General features: G+C 56.5%; 12 protein-coding genes and 1 pseudogene. 12 read left to right on the top strand and 1 reads right to left on the bottom strand.

Annotated features, from left to right (window positions below; all coding sequences use genetic code 11):
- Nucleotides 1-11 precede the first annotated feature (11 nt).
- The 12 genes from AruPA_RS17725 (at nt 12) to AruPA_RS17670 (ending at nt 24,590) form a co-directional block, all read left to right on the top strand.
- Nucleotides 12-1,028 carry a YafY family protein gene (locus AruPA_RS17725; RefSeq protein WP_265638105.1) on the top strand — a complete coding sequence of 339 codons (1,017 nt, stop codon included), beginning with the start codon at nt 12-14 and terminating at the stop codon, nt 1,026-1,028.
- Entirely contained in the window at nt 1,021-2,079 is a 1,059-nt protein-coding gene (locus tag AruPA_RS17720) for a PD-(D/E)XK nuclease family protein (protein WP_265638085.1), read from the top strand. The genes AruPA_RS17725 and AruPA_RS17720 overlap by 8 nt, the downstream gene beginning before the upstream one ends.
- A gap of 1,024 nt (nt 2,080-3,103) precedes the next feature.
- Nucleotides 3,104-6,106, top strand: a complete 3,003-nt coding sequence (locus tag AruPA_RS17715) for a BPTD_3080 family restriction endonuclease (protein WP_265638084.1) — start codon at nt 3,104-3,106, stop codon at nt 6,104-6,106.
- On the top strand, nt 6,103-7,971 hold the full coding sequence (locus AruPA_RS17710; protein WP_265638083.1) for a DUF262 domain-containing protein: 1,869 nt from the start codon (nt 6,103-6,105) through the stop codon (nt 7,969-7,971). Before AruPA_RS17715 ends, AruPA_RS17710 begins: the two co-directional genes overlap by 4 nt.
- Nucleotides 7,971-10,880, top strand: coding sequence for a site-specific DNA-methyltransferase (locus AruPA_RS17705; RefSeq protein ID WP_265638082.1), 2,910 nt, complete (start codon nt 7,971-7,973; stop codon nt 10,878-10,880). The genes AruPA_RS17710 and AruPA_RS17705 overlap by 1 nt, the downstream gene beginning before the upstream one ends.
- 12 nt (nt 10,881-10,892) lie before the next feature.
- On the top strand, nt 10,893-11,522 hold the full coding sequence (locus tag AruPA_RS17700; protein WP_265638081.1) for a hypothetical protein: 630 nt from the start codon (nt 10,893-10,895) through the stop codon (nt 11,520-11,522).
- 5 nt (nt 11,523-11,527) lie between these two features.
- A complete protein-coding gene (locus tag AruPA_RS17695; protein ID WP_265638080.1) occupies nt 11,528-11,995 on the top strand; it encodes a DUF6508 domain-containing protein in 468 nt (155 codons plus the stop codon).
- A gap of 83 nt (nt 11,996-12,078) precedes the next feature.
- Entirely contained in the window at nt 12,079-12,651 is a 573-nt protein-coding gene (locus AruPA_RS17690) for a hypothetical protein (protein ID WP_265638079.1), read from the top strand.
- A gap of 124 nt (nt 12,652-12,775) precedes the next feature.
- A complete protein-coding gene (locus AruPA_RS17685; protein WP_265638078.1) occupies nt 12,776-14,830 on the top strand; it encodes a UvrD-helicase domain-containing protein in 2,055 nt (684 codons plus the stop codon).
- A 242-nt stretch (nt 14,831-15,072) separates the two neighbouring features.
- Nucleotides 15,073-20,970, top strand: a complete 5,898-nt coding sequence (locus AruPA_RS17680) for a DUF3320 domain-containing protein (protein ID WP_265638077.1) — start codon at nt 15,073-15,075, stop codon at nt 20,968-20,970.
- 1,164 nt (nt 20,971-22,134) lie between these two features.
- Nucleotides 22,135-23,421: a DNA repair exonuclease gene (locus AruPA_RS17675; RefSeq protein WP_265638076.1), complete on the top strand. Its 1,287-nt coding sequence runs from the start codon at nt 22,135-22,137 to the stop codon at nt 23,419-23,421.
- A complete protein-coding gene (locus AruPA_RS17670) occupies nt 23,421-24,590 on the top strand; it encodes an AAA family ATPase (RefSeq protein WP_265638075.1) in 1,170 nt (389 codons plus the stop codon). Before AruPA_RS17675 ends, AruPA_RS17670 begins: the two co-directional genes overlap by 1 nt.
- Here AruPA_RS17670 and AruPA_RS17665 read toward each other — a convergent pair.
- Nucleotides 24,570-24,683, bottom strand: a pseudogene (locus tag AruPA_RS17665) (IS5/IS1182 family transposase); the annotation flags it as partial. The gene AruPA_RS17670 and the pseudogene AruPA_RS17665 overlap by 21 nt on opposite strands.

The following is a 24,683-nucleotide window of genomic DNA, read 5'->3' as shown; positions in this document are numbered from 1 at the left end:
TCGTGAGCCGCATGATCCGGAGGAATATCGACGTTGCTCGAACCGGTCGTGCGGTTCAGTCTGCTTCTGTGCGTTATGAACCGGCGACGAGACTGGTGAGGCTTGCTGTTCTGCTCTCGGGATCGCGAGTGGGTTTATCGCTCGACGAGATGGCAGAGCATCTCGAAGTTGGCCGTCGGACGATTGAACGGTTACGTGACCGGATCGAGGAGATTTTTCCTCACTTGTCGTTCACCGATGGCGAAGATCGGGTGCGGCGCTGGCGTCTACCTCGCGAAACCCTTCCGGCACTGCCGGCGCAGCCTGGCGCAATCGCAACCCTGGAAACGCTGGCACGCGAGTTATCCGTCAGGGGCGACGACGCACGTGCGTCCGACTTGAAGGATGCCGCGGCGACTCTGCGGGCGATGATGACACCGGCTGCGCTCACACGATCCGAGCCGGATGTTGAGCTGCTGATGCAGGCGGAAGGCAGCGCAGCAAGCCCTGGGCCTCGGCTAAAGCTGGATCGGTCTTTGTTGAGCGAACTGCGGAAGGCGATTTTGGCATCGAATATGCTCCGCTTGAAATACCGCCCCGCCGAGGCGACGCGCGCCACTGTGCGGACGCTTTGCCCCTATGCAATCCTGTACGGACGTCGCGCCTATCTGATCGCGCACATCCCTGGCGCGGAGGCAATGCGGCTATGGCGGATCGACCGGATCAGCGACCTGAGGGTCTCAAGCGAAGTGTTCACGCGGCAACCATTCGACTTGGCGGCCTATGCAGCTCAGTCGTTCGGGGTATTCCAGGAACCGCCGCAAGATGTGGTGCTCCATTTTACCCCCGAAGCGGCGGAGGATGCGGGAGCATGGATTTTTCACCCATCGCAAATGATGGAGCCACAAACCAATGGATCTCTCATTGTGCGGTTTCGTTGCGGGGGGATGCGTGAGTTAGATTGGCATCTTTACACGTGGGGAGATTCGGTAACAGCGACCATATTGGACAAAGACACAACAACAACGAGGAGTTTACAGAATGGATGATGAGCTAAAGTCGTTTATTGAAAAGACGTCTAAGATAACCAAAATACATGTCGAAAAGACGTTTTTTGATGTAGGTATGCGTGGGTACTATGAAAACCCAATGTCAGACATATTGGCGTTCTATTTGAACCCAGCCGAGCAGCATCACTTCGGAGATTCTATATTGAAAGAATTTCTTTCATGCTGTGATCTTAACGGTCTTGATCCTATTCTTATCGGTGCTCCGATTCGCGAACGAGGGCACATTGACATTTTTCTGGAGAGCAAAGACTGGGCTCTCGTAATTGAAAATAAAATACTTCATCACGCAAATAATCCATTCGGAGAATACGAGCGTAGGGCTCGGGATTATGCCGGAGCGGAAAAACGTATTCACTTTGTAATCCTCGCGCCATACGATCCTAAGATCCCCAACTGGAAGTGGATACCAACAAACCTTTTCATTGCGAGCTTAAAACTCTTTTTATCTTCCATAACAAGCCATAATAAATGGCATGTTTTGTTTGCTGATTTCTTAACTTCGTTAGAAAGGATACTCGAACCAATGAAACATAACACGCTTACTGAGGCGGACTTTCAGTATTTGTCCGATAATCTTGGCAAAGTGAAGCAAGTCTCTGATCTTCTTGAAGCTTATTATGACTCGATCTATCACATGGTTACCCCAATAGCAAAGAAAATATTCGAAAACTTAGACGTTCAAATCTTTCCGGACGATTGGACCAAAGACGGTTTTGGAAACACTACATGTATTAAGCCTTACAAAGACCTTGACCACAAAATAAATGTATTATCGCCGCCTCATCCCGAAAAAATGAACTCGGCTCATAGGTTTCGAGTCCAATACTATATCCGAAATCGGAGCGATACGTCGCAGCGTGTTAAGGAAACATATTGTGCAGATAATTTTAAATATCTAGATGTTGAAGATAAAGGTACATTTTATAGCTTCTATCGGGGTGTTAATACAGTTGATGAATTAATAAAGGCGGTATCGGATGCATGCCTTTTTATTAAGAAATGTCATAATGAATTTCACGATGGTGATTAAATGAAAGTTAAATTAGGCCGTATGAACGGAATCGCTGCTATGCGTTTCTAGTAGATATTATCTGACAAAAGAGTCCGTTGGGGGATTCCGGCGCATGGGCTGGCATACAAGTTTATGCGATGCGCACCGGAATCGCAGTCACCGTTATTTCTGCCGATCAAGTTCGTCTCGCCACGGTAGGAGATATCGAGTTCGAGCGCGGCTGATACCTCTCGTCCGTGGCAGGTCCCTTCGCCGGGACGATGGATCGGGTCAGGCCGCTGTGAGCCCAGTAGCATCAATCGAAGACTGCGCTTATTGGAGATCGACCGGCCGGTCCTCATTAGACCCCATTGAGCAGCGGCCACGTGGCGACTGCACAAAGAAGCAAGGCACCGGCGGAGGTGCCGCGCTAAGCGAGAGACTTGACATCTATCAGCCCGTTACAGAAGACTTATAAGGAGGCGGCTGGTTGAGGGAGAGATCGTTGCGCGGGTCGAGCGGCGGCGGATGTGATCGGAGTCCGAGAAGGCCGCGTTGCTGGCGGAGGTCGAAGCGGAGGGCGGCCGGGTATCCGTGGTGGCGAAGCGTCACCGGATATTGGGCAGTCTGCTCTAAAACTGGCGATCGGCATGCAAGGCGGCGGATGAGCGGCTCGCATTTGTCGATCGACCCGGGCCCGTGCCGAGTATCGAGGGACGTCTCTGGCACCGCGCCTATGTTGCCGAAGTTGGTGCGCTTGTCTGGCATCTCATCGTCTTCAGAGTTCCTGTCTGCCTGAGATCCCCATCCGCGCTCCGCTAGAACGCCTATATCTCAGGATATCACGCGTTCGCATCGTGCTGGCTCCGCTGTTATAAGGGCAACAGATGTGAAGCGAACCGCGCGGTCATGCTGAATGGCGATCGGGCATCGCTGAAATCTCGAATTCGTGACCGTGACGAGAAAGGACCCACTCGAAAATTTTTATCCTTCCCAGTATGATATCGTTGTTAACACGCACGCAAGCCCTCCAAATCCAAAATGAGCGTGCGAAAGGGAGGCTATGAAGGCGAGTAGTTTTTACGAACGGCCGATCCTGAACTCGCCTTATCGCGTGCCGGAATGGCACCATTCACTCGATGAGCACGGCCAGCCTCTTGGTGGGGATCCTGTTGCGGGGCGGCGGGTCTCCCGATTTGTCGTACCGGTGCCGGCAACTCGAAAAAAGGCCGCTTCTGCCCAGGGGTCGCTTGGACTGGAGGTTTATGAAGAGAACCCGCTGATCAACGACATCCGTCGGCACGTCGATGAGTGGCGCCGGCAGACCGATCCGGCAAAGTGGAGCGTCTCACCGGCGACACAGGCACTTCTTCAACATTGGCGGCGCGAAGATTTCGACGGTCCCCGGCCGTTCTTCTGCCAGATCGAGGCAATCGAGACGGTGATCTGGTTGACGGAGGTGGCCCCGAAACGCCAGGTCGGGAAAGATTTTCTCAATCGTATCGCCGCGGCCAATGCCGAAGCCAACCCCGCCCTATTTCGCATTGCCCTGAAGATGGCCACCGGCAGTGGCAAAACCACGGTCATGGCCATGTTGATTGCCTGGCAGGCGGTGAACGCCGCGCGCAAGGATTCTAAAGATTTTTCGCGCGCTTTCCTGATCATTGCGCCCGGCATTACGATCAAGGATCGCCTCCGCGTGCTGCAGCCAAGCGACCCGAACAACTACTACGAAACGCGCGGTTTGGTTCCACCTGAAATGCTGCCCGACATCCGCCGCGCCGAAATCGTCATCACCAACTATCACGCCTTCCAACACCGCGAGACGCTCGCGTTGCCGAAGGTTTCCCGTAGCTTTTTGCAAGGAAACGCACCGGAACCGGTGGAGACCGTCGAAACCGACACGATGATGCTTCAGCGCGCTTGTGGGAAGCTGCTTCACTATGCCAGCGTCAACGTCATCAACGATGAAGCGCATCATTGCTATCGCCACAAAGTCGGCGACAATGTGGAAGGCACGTTGACCGCTGACGAGAGGAAAGAGGCAAACGTAAATGAGGAAGCCGCCCGCCTCTGGATCAACGGTATCGAGGCGCTGGATCGTAAACTCTCAAACGGTGTGCGCACGGTTTACGATCTTTCGGCCACGCCGTTCTTCCTGCGGGGATCGGGCTACGCGGAAGGCTATTTGTTTCCCTGGGTCGTCTCTGATTTCAGCCTGATCGACGCGATCGAGAGCGGCATCGTCAAGCTGCCGCGCGTCCCCGTCACGGACAATCTGGTCCAGACCGATACCGTCGTCTATCGGGATTTGTGGAAGCATATCGGCAAAGATCTGCCAAAAACCACAACCGGAGCCGCAAAACTCAGCCCATTCAACCTTCCCAACACGCTTAAGACCGCACTCAATGCCCTGTACAGCCATTATGAGGGCGAATTCGAGCGATGGCAGCGCGCAGGGATCGAAGTGCCGCCCGTATTCATCGTGGTTTGCCAGAACACCGCCATCTCGAAACTGGTGTTCGAGTGGATCGCCGGCTTTGAGCGTGACGACGGTAATGAGACCGAACGCACAAGCTTTCATGCGGGACACCTCGAACTGTTCCGCAACTATGACAATCAGGGCGGCAGGCTGCCGCGCCCCCGTACCCTATTGATCGATTCCCGCCAGATCGAAGCTGGCGATGCACTCGATAAAGGCTTTGCCGCGGCTGCGGCCGCCGAGATCGCGCAGTTTAAACGCGAAAAAGCCACGCGGGACGGCGCCGCGAGCGTCCAAGGCGAAGCCAGCGACGCTGATCTGTTGCGTGAAGCGATGAACACGGTCGGCCGTGTTGGTCGTCTGGGCGAACAGATCCGCTGCGTCGTCTCCGTCTCCATGCTGACCGAAGGTTGGGATACCAACACGGTCACACATATTCTCGGCGTGCGCGCCTTCGGTACCCAGTTGCTCTGCGAGCAGGTGGTCGGTCGTGGCCTGCGCCGCCAATCGTATGATCTCAATCCGGAAACCGGCCTGTTCGACGTGGAATATGCCGACATCATGGGCATACCGTTCGATTTTGCGGCGTCTCCGCAGGAGACAAAGCCAACCAAACCCAAACCGGTCACGCATGTTCACGCCATCAAGGATCGCGCGGCATTGGAAATCAAATTTCCGCGCGTCAGCGGTTATCGGCGCGCCCTCCCACCGGACCGCCTTGAAGCCAGTTTCAACGAAGACAGCAGGCTGGAAATCACACCGGCCGATATCGGGCCGACGTCAGTGGTGATGGAGGGCATTGTTGGCCAGGGCGTCACCATCACGCCCGAAATTATGGAGCGGCTCCGCCCCTCCGAAATCAGCTTCAATCTCGCGAAATACCTTCTCTACAATCATTTCCGCGATGAGGATAACGTGCCGCGGCAACATCTGTTTCCGCAAATCCAGAAAATCGCCCGCCTATGGCTCGACGGAGGATATCTGGTTACCAAGGGCGTCCCGATCGGCGCAATCCTGTACGAGGATCAACTCGCGCGCGCAGCCAGTAAGATCGACATTGCGCTCACCCGAGCGAGCGACGGCCCGATGCTCGCGGTACTCGACCCGTATAATCCGCGAGGCTCAACCCGCCATGTCAATTTCAATACGTCCAAACCCTGCTGGACCACCGGCGCGCGACCGCCCAAATCGCACATCAGCCACGTGGTTCTGGACAGCACATGGGAACAACCGCTGGCCCTGACGCTGGAAGGCCATCCGCGGGTAATCGCCTATGCGAAGAATCAAGGTATGGGCTTTGAAATCCCCTATCTCGATGGAGGGGTTATGCGCCGTTATGTGCCGGACTTTCTGGTCCGGCTCGATGACGGCGGAGCGGAACCGCTCAACCTCATTCTGGAAGTGAAGGGGCTGCGCACGGAGGCCGACAAGGCCAAGGCGGAGACCACGCGCGACCTATGGGTGCCTGGCGTCAACAACCTGGGCGGTTTCGGCCGATGGGGCTTTGCTGAATTCCGGGACTGGGCGTTGATGGAAGAAGATTTTGCCGCAATGGTCGATACGCTGTTAGGAGCAGACAAATGACAACGTCGTTCAAGACAAACCCGTTCCTTCTCAAGGATCTAATGCAGGATTGCCACGACGGAAAAATGCAACTTCCCGATTTTCAGCGTGGCTGGGTGTGGGACCAGGATCGTATCATTGATCTTCTAGCGTCGGTGTCGGAGGGTTTCCCGGTCGGGGCCTTGATGACGCTCGACGCTTCGGGCGAGATCGCTTTTGCTGTCCGGCCCGTCGAAGGCGCACCTTCTGCTACCAAGCACCTCGAATCATATCTGCTCGACGGACAGCAACGCATGACATCGCTGTACCAATCGACCTCCACGCGCGATCCTGTGCTGACGCAGACGGCGCGGAAACGGCCGGTCCGCCTGCACTTCTATTTTGACATTCAGGCGGCTCTCAACCCGACCCTGTCACGGCGCGAGTCAATTGTCGCAGTGCCCGAGGACCGAATTATCCGAGGGGCGTTCGGTCGCGATGTCGCTCTGGATCTGTCGACCCAGGACGCAGAATTTGCGGCGCTTCATTTTCCGGTCGATCAGATATTCAAATCCCAGCATTGGATTCAGGCCGCGCTTAAATGGATATTTCACGCCCCCGAGGCCCGCAAGCACCACCTGGATCTGATTAATGAGTTCTCGGACAAGGTGATCAACAATTTTGCGGACTACCAGGTCCCGGTGATTGCGCTTGGAAAGGACACCAGCCGCGCAGCCGTTTGTCTCGTATTCGAGAAGGTCAATACGGGCGGCAAAGCACTCGATGCATTCGAACTTGTCACAGCCATGTATGCCGCTGAGAATTTCCAATTGCGCGACGATTGGAAGGCGCGACGCGAACGCCTGGTGAAGCTACCGGTGCTTGCGCATGTTGAGTCGGTTGAATTCCTCCAGGCGATCTCGTTGCTTCATACCAAGGCCGTGCGGGAGACCGCCGAGGCCGAGGGCCGTGAACCACCGGCCATCAGCGCAAATCGTAACAGTCTGCTCCAGCTACCACTTGCCGCCTACCGGCAATACGCCGACAGCGTCGAACAGGGGTATAAGCTCGCCGCGAAGTTTCTCCATGGGCTGAAGATTTTTCGGGCCCGTGATCTGCCATACCAGACCCAGCTCGTCCCACTCGCGGCCATCCTGGCTGAACTGGGCGGCAAATGGGAAAACGATGCTGTCCGGCAGCGTCTGTCCCAATGGTTCTGGTGCGGTGTCTTCGGTGAGCTTTATGGTTCGGCCGTCGAGACACGTTTTGCCCTCGACATCCGCGATGTGGGGCGGTGGCTCGACGGCGGTGCTCTGCCGCAGACAATCGAACGCGCCGATTTCCGCGAGGAACGGTTGCGCACGCTTCGAAGCCGTCTCTCCGCCGCCTACAAAGGCGTCCATGCCTTGCTGATGCGCAAGGGAGCGCAGGATTTTCGCTCCGGCCAGCCGTTCGACCAGGCTGTCTTTTTCGATGAGAATGTCGACATTCATCATATCTTTCCGGAGGCGTGGTGCAAGAAACAGAATATCAGGCCGGAGGTTTACAATAGTGTCATCAACAAGACCCCCCTGTCGGCCCGCACCAATCGCATCATCGGTGGCGTGGGTCCGTCCGCCTACCTGAACCGGCTCGAACAGGGCAATGCGCAGAACCCACCAATTGCGTCCGATCGGCTGAACTCGATCCTTCATACGCACGTCATCGATGACAATCTTCTCCGAGCGGACGATTTCCAGACCTTTTTCGACGCACGTCGCCGCGGACTTCTCGCCATGATTGAAGACGTCATGGGCAAATCCGCCGTACGGGAAGACGTGGCTCCCCCCGATCTTGATGATGGGTACAGCGACGAGGAACGCGAAGCCGAACTGATCGGCACGTATGAGACCGGAATGGCAGCCTGATGGCCCGCCCACCGAAATCCTCCGCCAAACAGATCGACGCGCTAAAGCATGAGGCGGCGACGCGCCGTAATATTCCGACCGCCGAGATGGAGAGTTTTTTTCGGCGCGATGAGGATTCCGCACCGCGGCCAGCGCAGCATTATCCGCGCGCGCGGCCGTTGGCCGAGGGGGAGACGCGGACGGCGGAGGAGCCGAGCCAGCCGGAGTTGATCTGGAACGGCGCGCGCATCACCATCACCGATGAGCAAATGGCCGAGCTTGCGGAAACCGGCACGCTGACCCTGTCCGATGCGCAACTGGTCTGGCGTGGCAAGGATCGGCAGGACTGGTCAGACCTCGTGGTCAACGTGCCACCGCTCTATATCCAGGAAAAAATTCACCCCAAGGCGATCATCGACGATCTCAAACGCCGTACCGCGCAAAAGCGCGAGGCAGAGACCGCTGAGCCGGATTTGTTCGCCGACTTCAACGGCATCACGCCGGAGCAACGCGCGGAATTCTATCAGCACGACCAGCATTGGTCGAACCGCATGATCCTAGGCGATTCGCTCCAGGTCATGGCCAGCCTCGCCGAGCGCGAAAGCCTCAAGGGCAAGGTGCAATGCATCTATTTCGACCCGCCTTACGGCATCAAATTCAATTCCAACTGGCAGGTGTCCACCCAGTCGCGCGATGTGAAGGACGGTAAACAGACCGATATTTCGCGGGAGCCGGAACAGGTGAAGGCGTTCCGGGATACGTGGAAGGACGGGATTCATTCCTACCTCACCTATCTGCGCGACCGGCTGACGGTGATGCATGATCTTCTGACGGAGGGTGGGTCGATCTTCGTCCAAATTGGCGATGAGAATGTGCATCGCGTGCGCGCTGTGATGGATGAGGTGTTTGGAACAGAAAATTTCGTGAGCCAGATCGCTTATCAAACAACAACCGGCCGCGTTAACTCTACTCTGTCAGCCGCCACAAACTATATCATTTGGTTTGCTAAGTATGGATCAAGTTTAAAATTCCACAGTCCATTTCAGCCGAAAGCTGCTGGCTCTTCGACTGATCAAGTGTATCGCATGGCAATGAAATCTGATGGAACGTTCCGACGCTTAGGGGCAGCGGAACAGTCAGCTCTAGATCTGGGGGAACGTGTGTTCCGGCCGGATAACATCACCAGTTCGCGTCCTGCCGCAGACGGAGATGTTCGAGAGTTCCAATTTGAAGGTCAAACGTTTCCTCCGGGGAAGGGAACCTTCAAAACGGACGCAAAGGGTCTAAAAACGCTTGGGCGCGCCGGGCGAATCTGGAAGACTAAGAAAAGTGTGCAGTATATCCGATATCTAGACGACTTCGATGCAATTCCTTTGTCAAACGTCTGGTCTGATACGCAGACGGGAAATTTCACAGAAGATAAAGTCTACGTTGTACAGACGGCGCAGAAAGTAATTCAGCGCTGCATCCTCATGGCCACCGACCCCGGCGATCTGGTACTCGACCCTACGTGCGGCTCCGGCACCACCGCTTACGTCGCTGAGCAGTGGGGACGACGCTGGATCACCATGGACACCAGCCGCGTCGCCCTCGCTCTGGCCCGCACCCGCCTGATGGCTGCACGCTATCCGTGGTATCTGCTGGCCGACAGCCGTGAAGGCCGCGCCAAGGAAGCCGAACTGACGAAACGGCCGCCGTCTGACACACCGGTGCATCACGATATCCGCCAGGGCTTTGTCTATGAGCGCGTACCGCACGTTATGCTTAGCTCAATTGCCAACAACCCGGTGATTGACGAGATCTGGGACAAATATCAGGCGGTGCTGGAGCCTTTGCGCGCGACGCTCAGCACGGCGATGGGGCAGAGATGGGAGGAATGGCAAATCCCCCGCGAATTGCTGAAAACCGCGCCGGCCGCCGCGCGCGCGGCGCATGCAGACTGGTGGGCGGCGCGGATCGCCCGGCAGCGCGAGATCGATGCCAGCATCGCCGCGCGCGCCGATGTCGAATATCTGTACGACAAACCCTATACCGACAATGCGCGTGTCCGCGTCGCCGGCCCGTTCACGGTCGAAAGCCTCTCGCCGCACCGCGTGCTCCCGGCTAGCGAGGAAGAACTACGCGGCGATGCCAAACCGGTCGATGCCAGCCAGGCCGGGCAGGATTTTTCCGCCGTCGTCATCGACTATCTCAAGTCCGAAGGCGTGAAGCAGGAGAAAAAACACGATCGAATTACGTTCGAGAGCTTGATGCCGTGGCCCGGCACATATGTCGGTGCCGAGGGAAAATTCACCGAGGGCGAAGACGGCCGTGAACGCCGTGCCGCCATCCTGATCGGGCCGGAATACGGTACGGTAGGACGGCAGGACATCGTGATGGCAGCGCGCGAGGCTGTAGATGCACGGTTCGACGTGCTGATTGCCTGCGCCTTCAATTTTGATGCCCTTTCCACCGAACTCGGCAATCTCGGCAGTCTTAAAATCCTGAAAGCCCGCATCAACCCGGACATGCACATGTCCGCCGAACTGAAAAATACCGGGCGCGGCAACATGTTCGTGGTGTTCGGCGAACCAGATGTGGACATTCTGGACGAAGGCGGCGCCGAAATTCGGGTGAAGGTGAACGGTGTGGATGTGTTCGACCCCAACACCGGCGATATCCGCTCCAACGACACCGCCGGCATCGCCGCCTGGTTCATCGACACCGCGTATAACGATGAGAGCTTCTTCGTCCGTCACGCCTATTTCCTCGGCGCCAACGATCCCTATCAAAGCCTAAAAACCGCTTTGAAGGCCGAAATCGACGAGGATGCGTGGGCCACACTGTATTCCGACACATCGCGCCCATTCGAACGACCGGCGAGCAAGCGGATTGCGGTGAAGGTGATCAATCACTTCGGAGACGAGGTGATGAAGGTTTTTCAAGTTTGAAAGGGACGGAAAATGTCAGGTCTGGTTGTTCTTGAAGGGCGTTGGCAAAATAATAGGAATGTTTCGGTACGATCGCTTTTTGATTTATTAATGGATATGGAATTTCAATCCATTCATCGGTATCATTTTGAAAATTTTGCAAATAGGGATGCGCTTCATGCAATTGTGGAGCATGTTTGCCGGCAAGGGGCACGTAAGAAATATCTCTATATCGGCGCGCACGGCAATCAGAACGCCATCCGTGGGTCGGTAAGCAACATATCCAGAGCAGAAATTAGAAATATTCTCCGAAATCAAGTGGGACCACAGATAAGAGGTATATTTTTTGGATCATGTTTATTTGGAAACCAAAATAATGCGGCATTCTTTTTCAATCGTGACGCAGGAATCGCAAATAGCATAAGATGGATAGCAGGTTATGGTGTCAAAGTTGATTGGATACAATCGTCCGCGCTGGACATCATTTTTTGGCAACAAATTTTCCGGCAGCGAGAGGCACAACCTGATGCGAATGAAAATATAATTATCGAGCACGTCTGCACGTATCTGAAGGAAAATTTGAGTGGCCTTGTGACCACTCTTCAATTCCAGGTCTATCGTCGGAGACCTCATCATCTTCATGAACCGCAAGCTCTGATCTAATTTCAATGACTGAAACAATAGGCCCGTTCAATGCACAACAGCTCAATGCACTTGCGCAGTTTCTTCCTGAGTTCGAGGCACCGAATTTCGGCCCCGGAATGATGAGCCCTATGAGTCCGAATGCGGATGGAAGCGTCTCGTTTCCCTACGCGGCGCTCAGTGACAAAGCCGGCGCGTTTGTTACGGCCGCCTACGAAAATGGATGGGTCGTAGGCCATTTCGACTGGCCAGCCTGGAGCAGCACAGCGGTGGCACGACGACTTCGAAGTGACGAATCCGCGATTGCGGAGGCCACGCTGGAAGAGCTTGCGCGGCTGCTGACGGTTCTGATCCGTCAGGAGCGCTTTGCCGAAGGCACATTGCTGGACGCGTTCAAAGCCGGCCTTATCCTGCGCATCATTCGCCGGATCGACACGCTCGCGCAGGCGGGACGGGAGGGTTTGTATGGACACGGAAACAACGAGCGAAACTGAAGTGATCCGGACCTATAAGAATATTGCGCGGATGAATCGAGGGTTTTATCATCAGCAGAGCTTTCACGAATGAGGTAAAGACAATGTCAGATGTACGCTGGTCAGAAACAAAGTGGCAAAAGTGGCTTGTAGAGAAGCTTCAGGCTTCGTGCGGCAATCGTGAGTTGCTTTCAACAATTCCCGTTAACTTAGTCACGGCTGAGAGTTCGATCGGATCGCTGTGCGGTGATTTTCAGTATAGTATCTTCGAGGATAACTCCGACTGGAATCGCCAGAGGAAAACGTCTTACAGCCGTCAAATACTGATGGATATATCAGGCGGAATGACGCCAGATATTGTCCTACGCTCCGGGGTGTCTGACGAAAATCGAATCTACATTGAAGTTAAGGAGCAAGCTAGCATTAACTACGGTATGTATGACTCTCAGATGGTTAGGTATTTTCTTCACCTTCTGGCAACTTCAAAATCCACCAAGAGCCAACCTCATACGGACTTGCGCCGCGCAGTTATTTTGGCGGCTCCAGATTATTGGTTTGAAAAAAATACATCGGCCAAATATTGGTACGATTTCTGTGAAAGGTTTGCGGGGCTTGCCGACGCGTTCGATGTAACGCTCGGTGAGATCCGATTAAACGACCAACTGCTACGCATATGATCAAGGATTATGCTGGTTATGCATAACTTCGGGGAATCCGGCAGATGAGGAGGAAGGCACCAAAACAGATCCTGAACCACTCGGATGGGGGCAGATCAGCGACACTAGTCAGCCTCAACCCTGTATGACCGCCACTTTTCGGATCGCCGATGCGTTCACCGCCGCCCTCGCGCGTCTTTCGGCGCAAGAGCAGAGGGCGGTGAAGACGGCGGTTTTCGATCTACAGGTCGATCCATCGAGGCCGGGGTTGCAATTCCACCGTATCGACAAATCGAAGGACCCCAATTTCTGGTCCGTCAGGGTCAATCTGGACATTCGTATCATCATCCACAAGACCGGGTCTGACCTGTTGCTCGCCTATGTCGGCCATCACGACGATTCGTATGCATGGGCGACACGCCGACGGATCGAAGCCCATCCGCGCACGGGTGCGATCCAGATTGTCGAAATCCGCGAACGCGTGGAGGATGTGGTGCCTCCACCCTCGTTCGATTTCGCCCTTTCGCATCCCGTGCCCGCGGAAAAAGCGGTTACCCCGACCCCGTTTGCTACGCTTGATGACAACGCACTCCTCTCGGTGGGCGTCCCGCCCGATTGGCTGGCCGACGTTCGAGTTGCCAATGAAGACAGGTTCTTGACGTTGGCCAATCACCTGCCAGGTGAAGCCGCAGAAGCCCTGCTCGAATATGCCGTATCTGGCCGCCTTGTGGTCCCTGCTCCAGCCACGGCTGAGGCCAATCCCTACGAACACCCGGATGCGCTGCGGCGCATAAAGCTTATCGTCAGTCACGAGGAACTCGAGCAGGCTCTGGCTTTTCCATGGGATAAATGGGGTGTCTTTCTGCATCCTTCGCAGCGCAATCTGGTCGAACGCTCCTTTTCCGGTCCCGCGCGGGTGGCCGGTTCGGCCGGGACCGGGAAAACCATTGTAGCCTTGCATCGTGCAGTCCGCCTCGCGCGCGCCAATCCGGATGCCAGAATTTTGTTGGCCAGTTTCTCGCAACCGCTCGCCGATGCGCTGGGGAGGAAACTTCTTGTGCTCACGCCCGAGACTGGCAGCATCGTACCGCGGATTACCGTAGCGTCGTTCCACGGCATCGCCGAGCAACTCTATCAATTGGAATACGGCGTGCGCCCTCGGATCGCTTCGGAGATCGTCCTACGGGAGAGATTACGAACGGCGGCTGCTAACATGAAAGGTTTCTCAGAACGATTTTTGTTGTCCGAGTGGACGAACGTCATCGATGCCTGGGGGATCAAGACGCCAGAGTCCTACACCACGGTTCAGCGCATGGGTAGGAAGAGCAAGCTCGGTCCAAATCAGCGTGCCCGATTATGGCCGGTATTCCAAGCGGTGCGCGAAGCATTGGAGTCGGAACGCTATACGACGTGGGCGCATGTGTTCACTGACCTGGCCGAGGCTCTGGCCGGTCGATCATCCAAACCGTTCGAACACGTTATCCTCGATGAGGCTCAGGACCTTGCCCCGGCTGAATTGCGTTTCTTTTCGGCCATCGTACCCTCATCAGCGAACAACCTTTTTCTGGCCGGCGATGCGGGACAGCGCATTTTCCAGCATCCGTACTCCTGGGCAAGTCTTGGCGTGGATGTCCGCGGGCGGTCGTTCGTGCTCAAAGTCTGCTATCGTACCTCGCAGCAAATCCGTCGCGCCGCCGATCGCCTGTTACCGACAGTTCTGCGCGACACTGACGGGCTTGAGGACGAACGACGCGGCGTCGTTTCGGTATTCAATGGCCCAGTACCGAACGTCGAAATTGTCGCGAGCCCTATCGCCGAGGCAGAAATCGTTCGGGAGACTGTTGCGGCCTGGCTCGCCGAAGGCATTGCCGCGCATGAAATCGGCGTGTTCGTCCGGACGCAATCACTTGTCGCGCGAGCCCAAGCCGCCATTCACGGTTTGGCCGGCGCTGGTAAGATCATGACGGCCCAGATGAGCCTTGCTAAAGGACTCGAGTTCCGCGCTGTTGTGGTCATGGCGTGCGACGAGGGGACGCTTCCGCTCGATGAACGCGTTGCCGATGCCGCGGACGAAGCCGAGCTCGATGAAATTTACGAAACGGAACGCCGGTTGCTTTATGTGGCTTGCACCCGGGCGCGTGAACACCTTCTCCTCACAGGTGTCTCTCCTCCCTCAGAATATCTCAGTGATTTTCATTAAATGACACGGCATTCATCGATGCCGCAGCGATCACCACGATCGATCGTGGGATTGGGATAAGACAATTGAAAATCCTGTTGCCTCACGCGCGATTGAACGGCCGTCAGGTGGCAACGAAAATGTGGGGGTAAATCTGATCGCGATCCCGACACTGCTCGGTCCGCTCTGAATCTGTTGCGGATATCGACCTGCTTCGTGCTAACCTGACGTCATTGAGTGACGATTGATACCAGGAAGATTTAATGATTGAAATTCGAGCGATCGTTGCGACCAAAATCGGCTTTGCCTCACACCAAAATGCTGTGCCGGTGTTGCGCGAGCTGTCGATTGTAAATCAGGGCACGATCTCGCACCAGAACCTGAAGCTCACGCTGACCGCCGATCCCCCGGTGTTTGCGCCGCGTATGTGGGCACTCTCTCATCTTGCCCCTGGCGATACGCGACAGGTGATGGATCGTGATGTTGCGCTTAACGCCGCATTTCTGGGAGTGCTTGATGAAGCCATAACCGGGACGATCACGCTGCGCCTGATCGAGGACGAAGCTGAGCTCGCGGTGATGTCATATCCGATCGATCTGCTCGCCCGTACCGAATGGGGCGGGATCGGCTCTATGGCGGAACTGCTGCCAGCATTTGTGATGCCGAACGACCCGGCGATCGACCGGGTTCTGAAGGCTGCATCGGACGTGCTGCGGCGCTCGGGCAAACCAGATGCGATCGATGGGTATGAAAGCAAATCGCGCCAACGGGTATGGCAACTGGTGGCGGCTATATGGGCTGCGGTATGCGAATTGCGGCTCAGCTACGCGTTACCGCCGGCCAGTTTCGAGCAGCAGGGTCAGAAAGTCCGATCGCCCGGCGCAATCCTGCAAGGACGCGTTGCGACCTGCCTCGATACGACCGTGCTGTTCGCTGCAGCCCTGGAGCAGGCGCGTCTGAATCCGATGATTATCCTCACACGTGGCCATGCGTTTACCGGTGTATGGTTGCAGCCCGGGGTGATGCCGAGCCTGATAACCGGCGAGGCTGCCGCCCTACGCAGGCGACTCGACCTCGATGAGTTGATTGTGTTCGAAACGACCCTCGCTGCCAATGCGCACCCACCCGGCCTCTCTGCTGCAATCGCTCAGGGACGTCGCCAGCTCGCCGAGGATGCCGAAGCGCCATTTGAAATGGCGATCGACATTGCTCGTGCGCGGATGCAGCGTATCCGTCCCTTGGCCGCAATGGCTGACCCGTCCCAACCTTCCAAGCCCGATGCATCCGCAGCGTTTGAGGGTTTGGAGGCGCCGCCGAATTTGCCGGACTTCGATGCGGAGGGTTTAGAGCCGGATGCGACACTTAGTCCTTCCGATCGCATTGTGCAGTGGCAGCGCAAATTGCTCAATCTCACGACTGCGAATCGGCTACTCAACGTGCCGGCAAGTGCCAAATTCATCCGATTGATCTGCCCGGAACCGGCCCTGCTCGAAGATCAATTGGCCGACGGAAAGAAAATCCGGATCGTCGCGATGCCTGATTTGCAGCCAGGCGGGCGCGATGAAAAACTCTACGCGACACAAACCAACGAGAATCTGCGCACCGAGCTGGCAACCGAAGCGCTGGCGCGGAATGAGATTCTGGCCGAGGGCGAGGAGGGAAAGCTCGACACCTCGCTGATCGAACTGTTCCGCCAGGCCAAAGCTGACTTTGCCGAGGGTGGAGCCAATACGCTCTTTTTGGCATTGGGATTTCTGAAATGGCGAAAATCACCAACTGAGCAACGATTCTATCAGGCACCACTCTTGCTGGTACCGGTTCGGCTTGAACGGAAAAGTGCCGTGTCGAAAGTCATTATGACAAGGCACGAGGATGAAGCTTGCTTTAATCTGACGCTGCTTGAACTGTTGCGCCAGGATTTCGACTTGACCATACCGGCTCTGGCTGGGGCGTTGCCAGAAGATCGCAGCGGCATCGATGTTGCGGCAATCTGGACTACGGTACGAACGGCAATCCGCGATATGACGGGATTCGAGGTCGTTCCCAGCGTGGTGCTCGGTACGTTCTCCTTTGCAAAATATCTGATGTGGAAGGATTTGGTCGATCGCGCGGAATTGTTGAAGGAGAGCCCGGTCGTGCGTCATCTGATTGAGCGGGGTCAGGAGGCGTTTCCCACGACGGGAGAGTTTCCGCGCCCGGAGCAACTCGACCAGCGTACAGATCCAGCAGATCTTTTCATCCCGCTGCCGGCGGACAGTTCTCAGATTGCTGCGATCGTCGCATCCGGCGAGGGTCATGATTTCGTGCTCGATGGGCCACCTGGTACCGGCAAATCGCAAACCATCGCCAACATTATTGCCCATAACCTCGCCCGGGGCCGTCGCGTGTTGTTCGTCGCTGAAAAAATGGCAGCGTTGGAGGTGGTGCAACGGCGACTTACGACGGTTGGGCTTGGATCGTTCTGCCTGGAATTGCATTCGGCGAAAGCAACCAAGACCGAAGTGCTGCGCCAACTCGATGTCGCCTGGACCACGCGGGACCAGATGGCTGCCGAAATGTGGGTACGTGAAGCAGCAGAAGTCAAAAGACTGCGCGACGAATTGAACCGGATCGTCAACTTATTGCATCGTCCACATGCGAACGGACTGACGTTGCATGGCGCGATCGGCCGCGTCGTGCGCGATTGGACCGAGATGACGCCGCGGTTGGTCTTTCCCCCCGATTGTCATCATAGTTCAGTAGAACTGGCAGCAATGCGTGAAGCGGTGCGGAGCCTCTACCTCGCACGCTGCGAAGTCCTCGATGTGCCAACCGCACTCGGCAATCTGGCGAAGCAGGAATGGTCGAACGCTTGGCAGGACGCGGTTGTGGAAGCGGCACGGGCGTTCATCATTGCTGAAAGCAATTTGCGCCAAGCATGCGAGAGCTTCGCTGCCGCGACTGGTCTTGAGCCGATCACCGACACCAGTGCGCAACTTGGTCTTTGGCTACGTCTCGCCATGCTGTTGCCTAAAGCTCATGGCCACGATTTGAGCTTTGCTTTCGCACCGCAATTCACTGAATTGATGTCGAAGTTGGGTGAGGCGACGACGCGCCTACAGCGCTATCGTGAGATCGAAGCAACCCTCTCGACAGGCTACGCAACTGAAGCTGCACGGCGGATCGACCATGCCGCGCTAAATGCCGAATGGATAGCCGCAAGCAAGAAGTTTTTCTTGTTTAAAGGCGCTGTTCGGAAAAAAGTGATGCAGACGCTGGCGACGGTCGGAGGCACATCCGCACCACCCGACCCAGCCAAGGACCTTCCTCGTCTTGAAGCAATGGCGCACGAACTCGCTGCGCTTGATGGGATGACCTCGGCGCTCGCGAATGTTTCGAGTTGGAAGGGCACCGCGACGGATCTCAATCATTTACAAGCCGGGGTGGACGTCGTCGAAGCACTGCGGTTGGCCACATCAGCCGCAGCCAGCGACTTACCGGCGCTGACACAACTCCGCCAAACGCTTTCACTTTTGCTGTCTGACGGCAACGATCTGCTGGCACCGGATGGACCGATCTGCCGTGCAGTTGGGCGTTTGTCGGATACAGCGCAAGACTGCGAAAGCAAGGCCCAGATTTTTATAAGAGGGGGTGAATTGCGTGACGGCGAAACCTTCGCTGCACTTCGTGACAGCGCACGGGCCGTCATCAGCGTTGCCCGTCGCCTCAAACCTTGGACCGACTGGCAGCGGTCGCGCAATGAAGCAATTGCGATTGGCTTATCTCCTGTTGTTGCAGCGATAGAATCTGATCAGATATCGCCGGAAACGGCTCAATCGTGCTTTGAAACGGCCTACGCATATTGGTTTGCGAGCGGCGAGATCGATGCTGAGCCTGATCTCCGTCGTTTTGCCGCGACCGACCACTTGGACAAGGTGAAGGCCTTTCGTCGTCTCGATCACAATCTAGCGGCGTTGTCGGTCCGCTACATCAAGGCGAAACTGTGTGGGTTGATCCCGGACAAGGCGACTGCCAGCAAGGGAGGAGGTTACGGCGTACTGCGACATCAGCTCCAACTCAAACGGGCTCATAAACCGATCAGGCAGCTTGCCAGCGAAATGGGCGACGCATTTACGCGTCTTGCGCCTTGCATGTTGATGAGCCCCTTGTCAGTCGCGCAATATTTGCCGCCCGATCAGGCACTGTTCGATCTTGTCATCTTCGACGAAGCCTCGCAGATCGCGCCATGGGATGCAATCGGTGCGATGGCGCGAGGCAGACAGGTCGTGATTGCTGGCGATCCGCGCCAAATGCCGCCAACGAGCTTTTTCGCGCGTAAAAGCGACGAGGGCAATGACGACGGCGGGGCAGATATGGAGAGCATTCTTGACGAATGTCTTGCCGCAGGTGTCACGCAACACAGTCTAACGTGGCATTATCGCAGCCGTCATGAAAGCCTGATCACGTTTTCTAATCATCGTTACTATGAAAATCGGCTGGTCACGTTTCCGGCACCGCAGACCCGACCTAGCGCGGTATCTTGGCAGCGGGTCGATGGCGCGTATGCGCGCGGCGCGGGGCGAACCAACCAGGTCGAGGCCCGCGCCCTGGTCGAGTCTGCAGTTGCTCGACTGACCGATCCGGATTTCATCGCGCGTGGCTGGACGCTAGGCATCATCACTCTGAATGCCGAGCAACAGCGATTGGTTGAAGATCTGCTCGACAAGGCAAGACGTGAAAATCCAGCCCTCGAAGCACATTTCGCTGATGACCTTGCCGAACCGGTGGTGGTGAAAAACCTCGAAACGGTTCAGGGGGACGAGCGTGACGTTATCATGCTTGGTGTCGGTTTTGGGCCGACTGAAGCAGGTTCCTCGACCATGGCGATGTCGTTTGGGCCGTTGAATGCTGCGGGGGGCTGGCGACGACTCAATGTCGCACTGACCCGAGCACGGGAAGAAATGATCATCTTCACATCGTTTGGCCCTGCCATGATTGATCTAAACCGCACCGGCGCACGCGCAATCGCCGATCTCAAACATTTTCTCGAATTCGCCGAGCGCGGGCCGCGCGCACTAGTCACCGCTGTTCGAGGATCGGTTGGCGATTACGAATCGCCGTTCGAAACCGCCGTAGCCCGCGAGTTGGGACAACGCGGCTGGGTCGTCGTGCCTCAGGTCGGAGTCTCCAGGTTCCGGATCGATCTCGGCATCATCCATCCCGATCGATCCGGGGACTATCTCGTTGGCGTCGAGTGTGATGGCGCAACTTATCATAGCGCCGCTACAGCGCGGGATCGTGATAAAATCAGGACAGCCATCCTAGAAGATCTGGGATGGAAGCTACTTCGTATCTGGTCGACCGACTGGTGGGTCGATAAGCAAGGAGCTGCCGATCGACTGCACCGAGCCATTCAGCAATACCTTGCCAACGATCGCGCCGCCGTTGAAGCGGCGCGATATGTCGGTCTCGCAGCAGAATCGGCGGACGAGCCTGCGACTGCAGCGTTGGACACCAGCAGCGCATCCATTTCGAAAGTCCCAAACCCCGAGGTTGAAATTGCGGGAATCGATTCCCGGGACCCGGAGTTTTCCCCTGCGCGTGATGTTGAGTTCTCACGCGCGGTGGGCAAACCAAGTTCCATATCGCCCCGATACCGACTCGCGGATCTCACCATTTTCAGTGAACAACTCAAACCCGAACAGTTCTACGAGTCGACCTATGACCAAACATTGTCCAGCCTAATCGAGCATATTCTTGGAGTCGAGGCACCAATTTCCGAATCGTCCCTCATTCAGCGGATAGCACGGGCTCACGGGTTCCAACGCGCCGGGCGCGTTATCCGCGAACGCATTATGCGAATTACGCGTAGTTCGTACCACGTAACCGATGTGGCCAATGAGGGGACCTTCGTTTGGCAGAACTCCGCGTCGGCCTCCGGCTGGCAAATCTGCCGTCGGCCCGATAGCGCAGATGACATCCGTTTGATTGATGACATTGCGTTCGCCGAATTGGCTGCCGCGGCAAACCATATTGGCAGTGAAAGCGATACCATCGTCGAGATCGCCCGCTTTTTTGAGGTTCGACGACTCAGCGCGTCTGCACGCAGGCGGATTGAAGATGCGCTAAAACATTTCCTGCCGCGCAACAATCATCATGAGAATGCGCGACAATCAGGATAAGAACCCCGGGTGGGGTTCTGTGAGGGAATAACCCGAGCTGGATTTCACCCAGGAACGGGTTTCTTTCGAGACCTGTCTGACTGGCCGTGATCGACCGGGTAGGGTCTGGCTCCATCGCAGGAGCCACGACTTTGACCGGTTATGACTCGGCGTTGAAAGAGGACCCCGTTGGTGGGGTAGTTTGGGATTTCGCGGAAGGGTGTCTGCGTATTCCGTTGATCGCGATCATCTATTCCGGTCGATCGCGATCAACGGAATACGCTTCATGGCGTAGCTCATGCGGATGATCATCGCGCACAGATCCGACTTATTTCCCCAGCGCGAGATGGTTGGCGGCGACCACCGATCGGTGTCTCTGTCAGGCAGTTGTCCGCAGGCCAGTTTGAAGCCTGGATCGGTTCATACTTGATCAAGGTCACCGCGATCCTCATACCCGCCCCGATAGCCAGCATGCGTGCCCGTAGGATATTGGCAGCGCTATGAGTGGTGAGCCGAGGGTCCCATGGATCGAAAATTCCCCCAGAACCTTGCTGCAAAGCCGAGCGGCGCTTTCACCGCCCCCAGAATCAAGATCCCGCCGTTGGCAGTCACCCGTCCACCATCGAACACAGCGGAGACTTTCTTGCAACCTTCGCGACTCTTCAGGTAACCCCGATGTGAGTTAGATTTCAGTAAGATTTTACCAAGATTATAGCAAGATTATAGCAAGATTATAGCAAGATTATAACGAGATCTTACCAAGAATTAGAGTAAGAAAAAGACATGGACGTAGTTATAAATTAACGTGCGGTTATGACAATCTCGTTGCGGTACCACTATGGAAAAAATTACTCACTGCGATGGGATCATTTTTCGAAAAAATTCCCATCGCCGTGGGTAGGGTGATTTTAAAGATTCCCCACCGCGTCCACCATTAGGTGTAGGGACGCCAAAATTTTTTCTGCGCACGCCAAAACATTGCATCTCACTGAATCGCAACTAAAGTTGCATTGACGCTCATGGATCGTACCGGCTATCTGAAGATGAGAAATCTAACCAAAGTAACTCCATCACTGCCGCGTCCAACCAACCTATAAGAAACACCACTACCGTGCAGAAGATTACGAGTCCTCACAAGAAATTTCAGTCGGTACATGAAGATAAACCGAAGTAGACGAAGGAGAGATGAAGTTGGCGTTTCGGTTCATACACAGCGCTGATATTCACCTCGACTCGCCTCTGCGATCACTGGCCCTTCGTGATCCTGCGCTAGCGGACCTGATCGGCACCGCCACAAGGTTGGCGTTCGTCCGGCTCATCGATACCTGTCTTGAAGAACGGGTGGACGCTTTGGTCCTCGCCGGCGATCTTTACGACGGCAGCCAGACCTCGATGAAGACTGCGCGCTTCCTCGCAGACCAGATGGGTCGCCTTCACGCAGCCGGAATTTGCACTTTCGTCATTCGTGGCAATCACGACGCGCTGTCCAAGATCACGCCCGAGCTGGTATTGCCCGATAGTGTGAAACTCTATCGCGGCCATGCCGAGGCGGTCCCTGTCCAGCGATCGGCCGTCGACGTTCCGATCCATATCCACGGTGTCAGCTTCGCGCAGCCGGACGCACCTGAGAGTCTGCTCGGCAAGTACAAGCCGGCAGTAGCCGGATCGATCAACATCGGAATTCTTCACACAAGCCTGGGAGGTGCCGCCGGTCATGATCGCTATGCGCCATGCAGCATCGCGGACCTGCGCGCGACCGGTTTCGAATACTGGGCGCTAGGCCACATTCATCTACGTTCGGTCGATTCGCGGGCGGACACCAGTACCATTGTCATGCCGGGCATTCCGCAGGGACGCGATATCGGCGAGGCCGGCGCGAAATCGGTAACTCTTGTGACGATCCACGACGATCGTCGGTTGACCATCGAGGAGCGCTTCACCAGCGTCGCCCAGTTCGAACGACTGACCGTTGATGTCACGGCGCTCACCGAATGGCCTGACTTGATCCGTCGATTTAGTCGCACTTTGGCAGCCGCCAGGAGCACTGTCAAAGCCGAGCATCTGGTCGCTCGCTTATATCTGACCGGGCAGACCCCGCTGGCTTGGCTGATCCGGCGAGATCGTGACGTGATGCGCACTGAATTGGACAGGGTATGCGAGACCATCGGCACGTGCTGGGTTGAATCCGTCGAAATCGGCTGCACGATGCCCGATCGCGGTCCGGCCGCTCCCGATCATCCGCTGACGGAATTGCGCAGCCTCATCGAAACGAGGATCATCGGCACGCCCGCCTTCGGCACCGAAATCGCCGAAATCGCCGAGGAATTGTTGGCGCAACTGCCGCCAGAATGCCGAAAAGCATTCGGCGATGACGAAGCCGGGCTCGACGCCGCCCTAACCGCCCTCGCCGATGAAGGCATCGCCGATGTCCTGGCGCGGCTGCACGCCGGGACCGAGGCCGGGCGGACCTGATGCGCATCGATCGCCTCAACCTCATGCGTTTCGGCAAATTCACCGATCGCATGATCGATTTCGGCACGCTTGTTGGAGGCCAACCGGACATCCATTTGATCTACGGTCCGAATGAGGCAGGCAAATCAACCCTGCTCGCCGCCTTTCTCGATCTGCTGTTCGGTATCGAAGTGCGCACGCGCTATAATTTTATCCATGACAACCGCACGATGCGCATTGGCGCCACACTCGCCCTGAACGCGGGGGTGCATGACCTCATGAGGGTGAAATCCCAGCAGAATAGCCTGCTGAATGGGGCGGGACAGCCGGTGTCGGACTCGGTACTGCGCGGTGATCTCGGCTCGATCGACCGCGAGTCCTATCGGGCGATGTTCTCGCTCGATGACGATAGTCTCGAAAGCGGCGGGGAGGATATCATCGCCAGCCGGGGCGATGTCGGCCGACTCCTCTACGCGGCCAGTGCCGGCGTCACTGATCTTAGCCAGAGCATTGCGGCGGTGCGGGAAACCGCCGACCGCTTCTATCGGCCCGGCACACGTGCCCATGAGCTCTATGGCCTCAAGCAGCAACTGGCTGCACTCAAGACCGAACGCGACAGTATCGACGTGCTGGCCACGGAATACGCCCGGCTCCGGGCCGAACGTAAACTCCTGCGCAGCCGCTACGATACCGCGCTGAACAATCGATCCGCCATCCTCTCGCGCCAGGCGGAAATCCAACGCCTGCTCGCCGCCCAACCACGCCTTGCCGCCCTGCACCGGCTTCGTGCACAACTCGCCCCGCTTGCCGATCTGCCCGCCGTACCTCCGCAATGGCAGACCGATCTACCCGGTCTGCGGGACGACGAGGTCCAACTCGCCACGAAATTGACCATCAACGCAGTTGACACAGCAAACCTGACCACGGTCCTCAAGTCCATCACGATCAATCAAACGGCACTCGACGCCGGCGGCGCGATTGCCGCCTTGAGCGAACTTCGGGCTCGACATATCACAGCCGCGGCCGATATCCCGCTCCGGAAAACCGAGCTGGAGACGGCGGACCTTAGAATTCGTCAGATCTTGAACCGGATCGGCTGCGCCGATACGGCAGAGCCAGATGATCTGATCATCGCCGCCGGACCTCAGAGTCCATTTCGAATCGGTTCATCAACGTGCCAACCTTCGTAGCAGGATGACGCTGGACGCGGCGTAGAGGAAGGCTTCGACGCTCTCGATCGTGGCCTCGAAGTCCTTCGCGAGCCGCCGGTTTCGGTTGATCCA

Origin of the sequence: Acidiphilium sp. PA (genome assembly GCF_026191915.1) — a bacterium.
GTDB lineage: Bacteria > Pseudomonadota > Alphaproteobacteria > Acetobacterales > Acetobacteraceae > Acidiphilium.
This window is presented reverse-complemented; position numbering and strand designations above follow the sequence as displayed.

Coding starts and splice junctions, on each gene's coding strand:
- AruPA_RS17705 (WP_265638082.1), top strand. CDS start 7,971: ATGGCCCGCCCACCGAAATCCTCCGCCAAACAGATCGACGCGCTAAAG.
- AruPA_RS17720 (WP_265638085.1), top strand. CDS start 1,021: ATGGATGATGAGCTAAAGTCGTTTATTGAAAAGACGTCTAAGATAACC.
- AruPA_RS17725 (WP_265638105.1), top strand. CDS start 12: ATGATCCGGAGGAATATCGACGTTGCTCGAACCGGTCGTGCGGTTCAG.
- AruPA_RS17700 (WP_265638081.1), top strand. CDS start 10,893: ATGTCAGGTCTGGTTGTTCTTGAAGGGCGTTGGCAAAATAATAGGAAT.
- AruPA_RS17710 (WP_265638083.1), top strand. CDS start 6,103: ATGACAACGTCGTTCAAGACAAACCCGTTCCTTCTCAAGGATCTAATG.
- AruPA_RS17715 (WP_265638084.1), top strand. CDS start 3,104: ATGAAGGCGAGTAGTTTTTACGAACGGCCGATCCTGAACTCGCCTTAT.
- AruPA_RS17675 (WP_265638076.1), top strand. CDS start 22,135: ATGAAGTTGGCGTTTCGGTTCATACACAGCGCTGATATTCACCTCGAC.
- AruPA_RS17695 (WP_265638080.1), top strand. CDS start 11,528: ATGACTGAAACAATAGGCCCGTTCAATGCACAACAGCTCAATGCACTT.
- AruPA_RS17680 (WP_265638077.1), top strand. CDS start 15,073: ATGATTGAAATTCGAGCGATCGTTGCGACCAAAATCGGCTTTGCCTCA.
- AruPA_RS17685 (WP_265638078.1), top strand. CDS start 12,776: ATGACCGCCACTTTTCGGATCGCCGATGCGTTCACCGCCGCCCTCGCG.
- AruPA_RS17690 (WP_265638079.1), top strand. CDS start 12,079: ATGTCAGATGTACGCTGGTCAGAAACAAAGTGGCAAAAGTGGCTTGTA.
- AruPA_RS17670 (WP_265638075.1), top strand. CDS start 23,421: ATGCGCATCGATCGCCTCAACCTCATGCGTTTCGGCAAATTCACCGAT.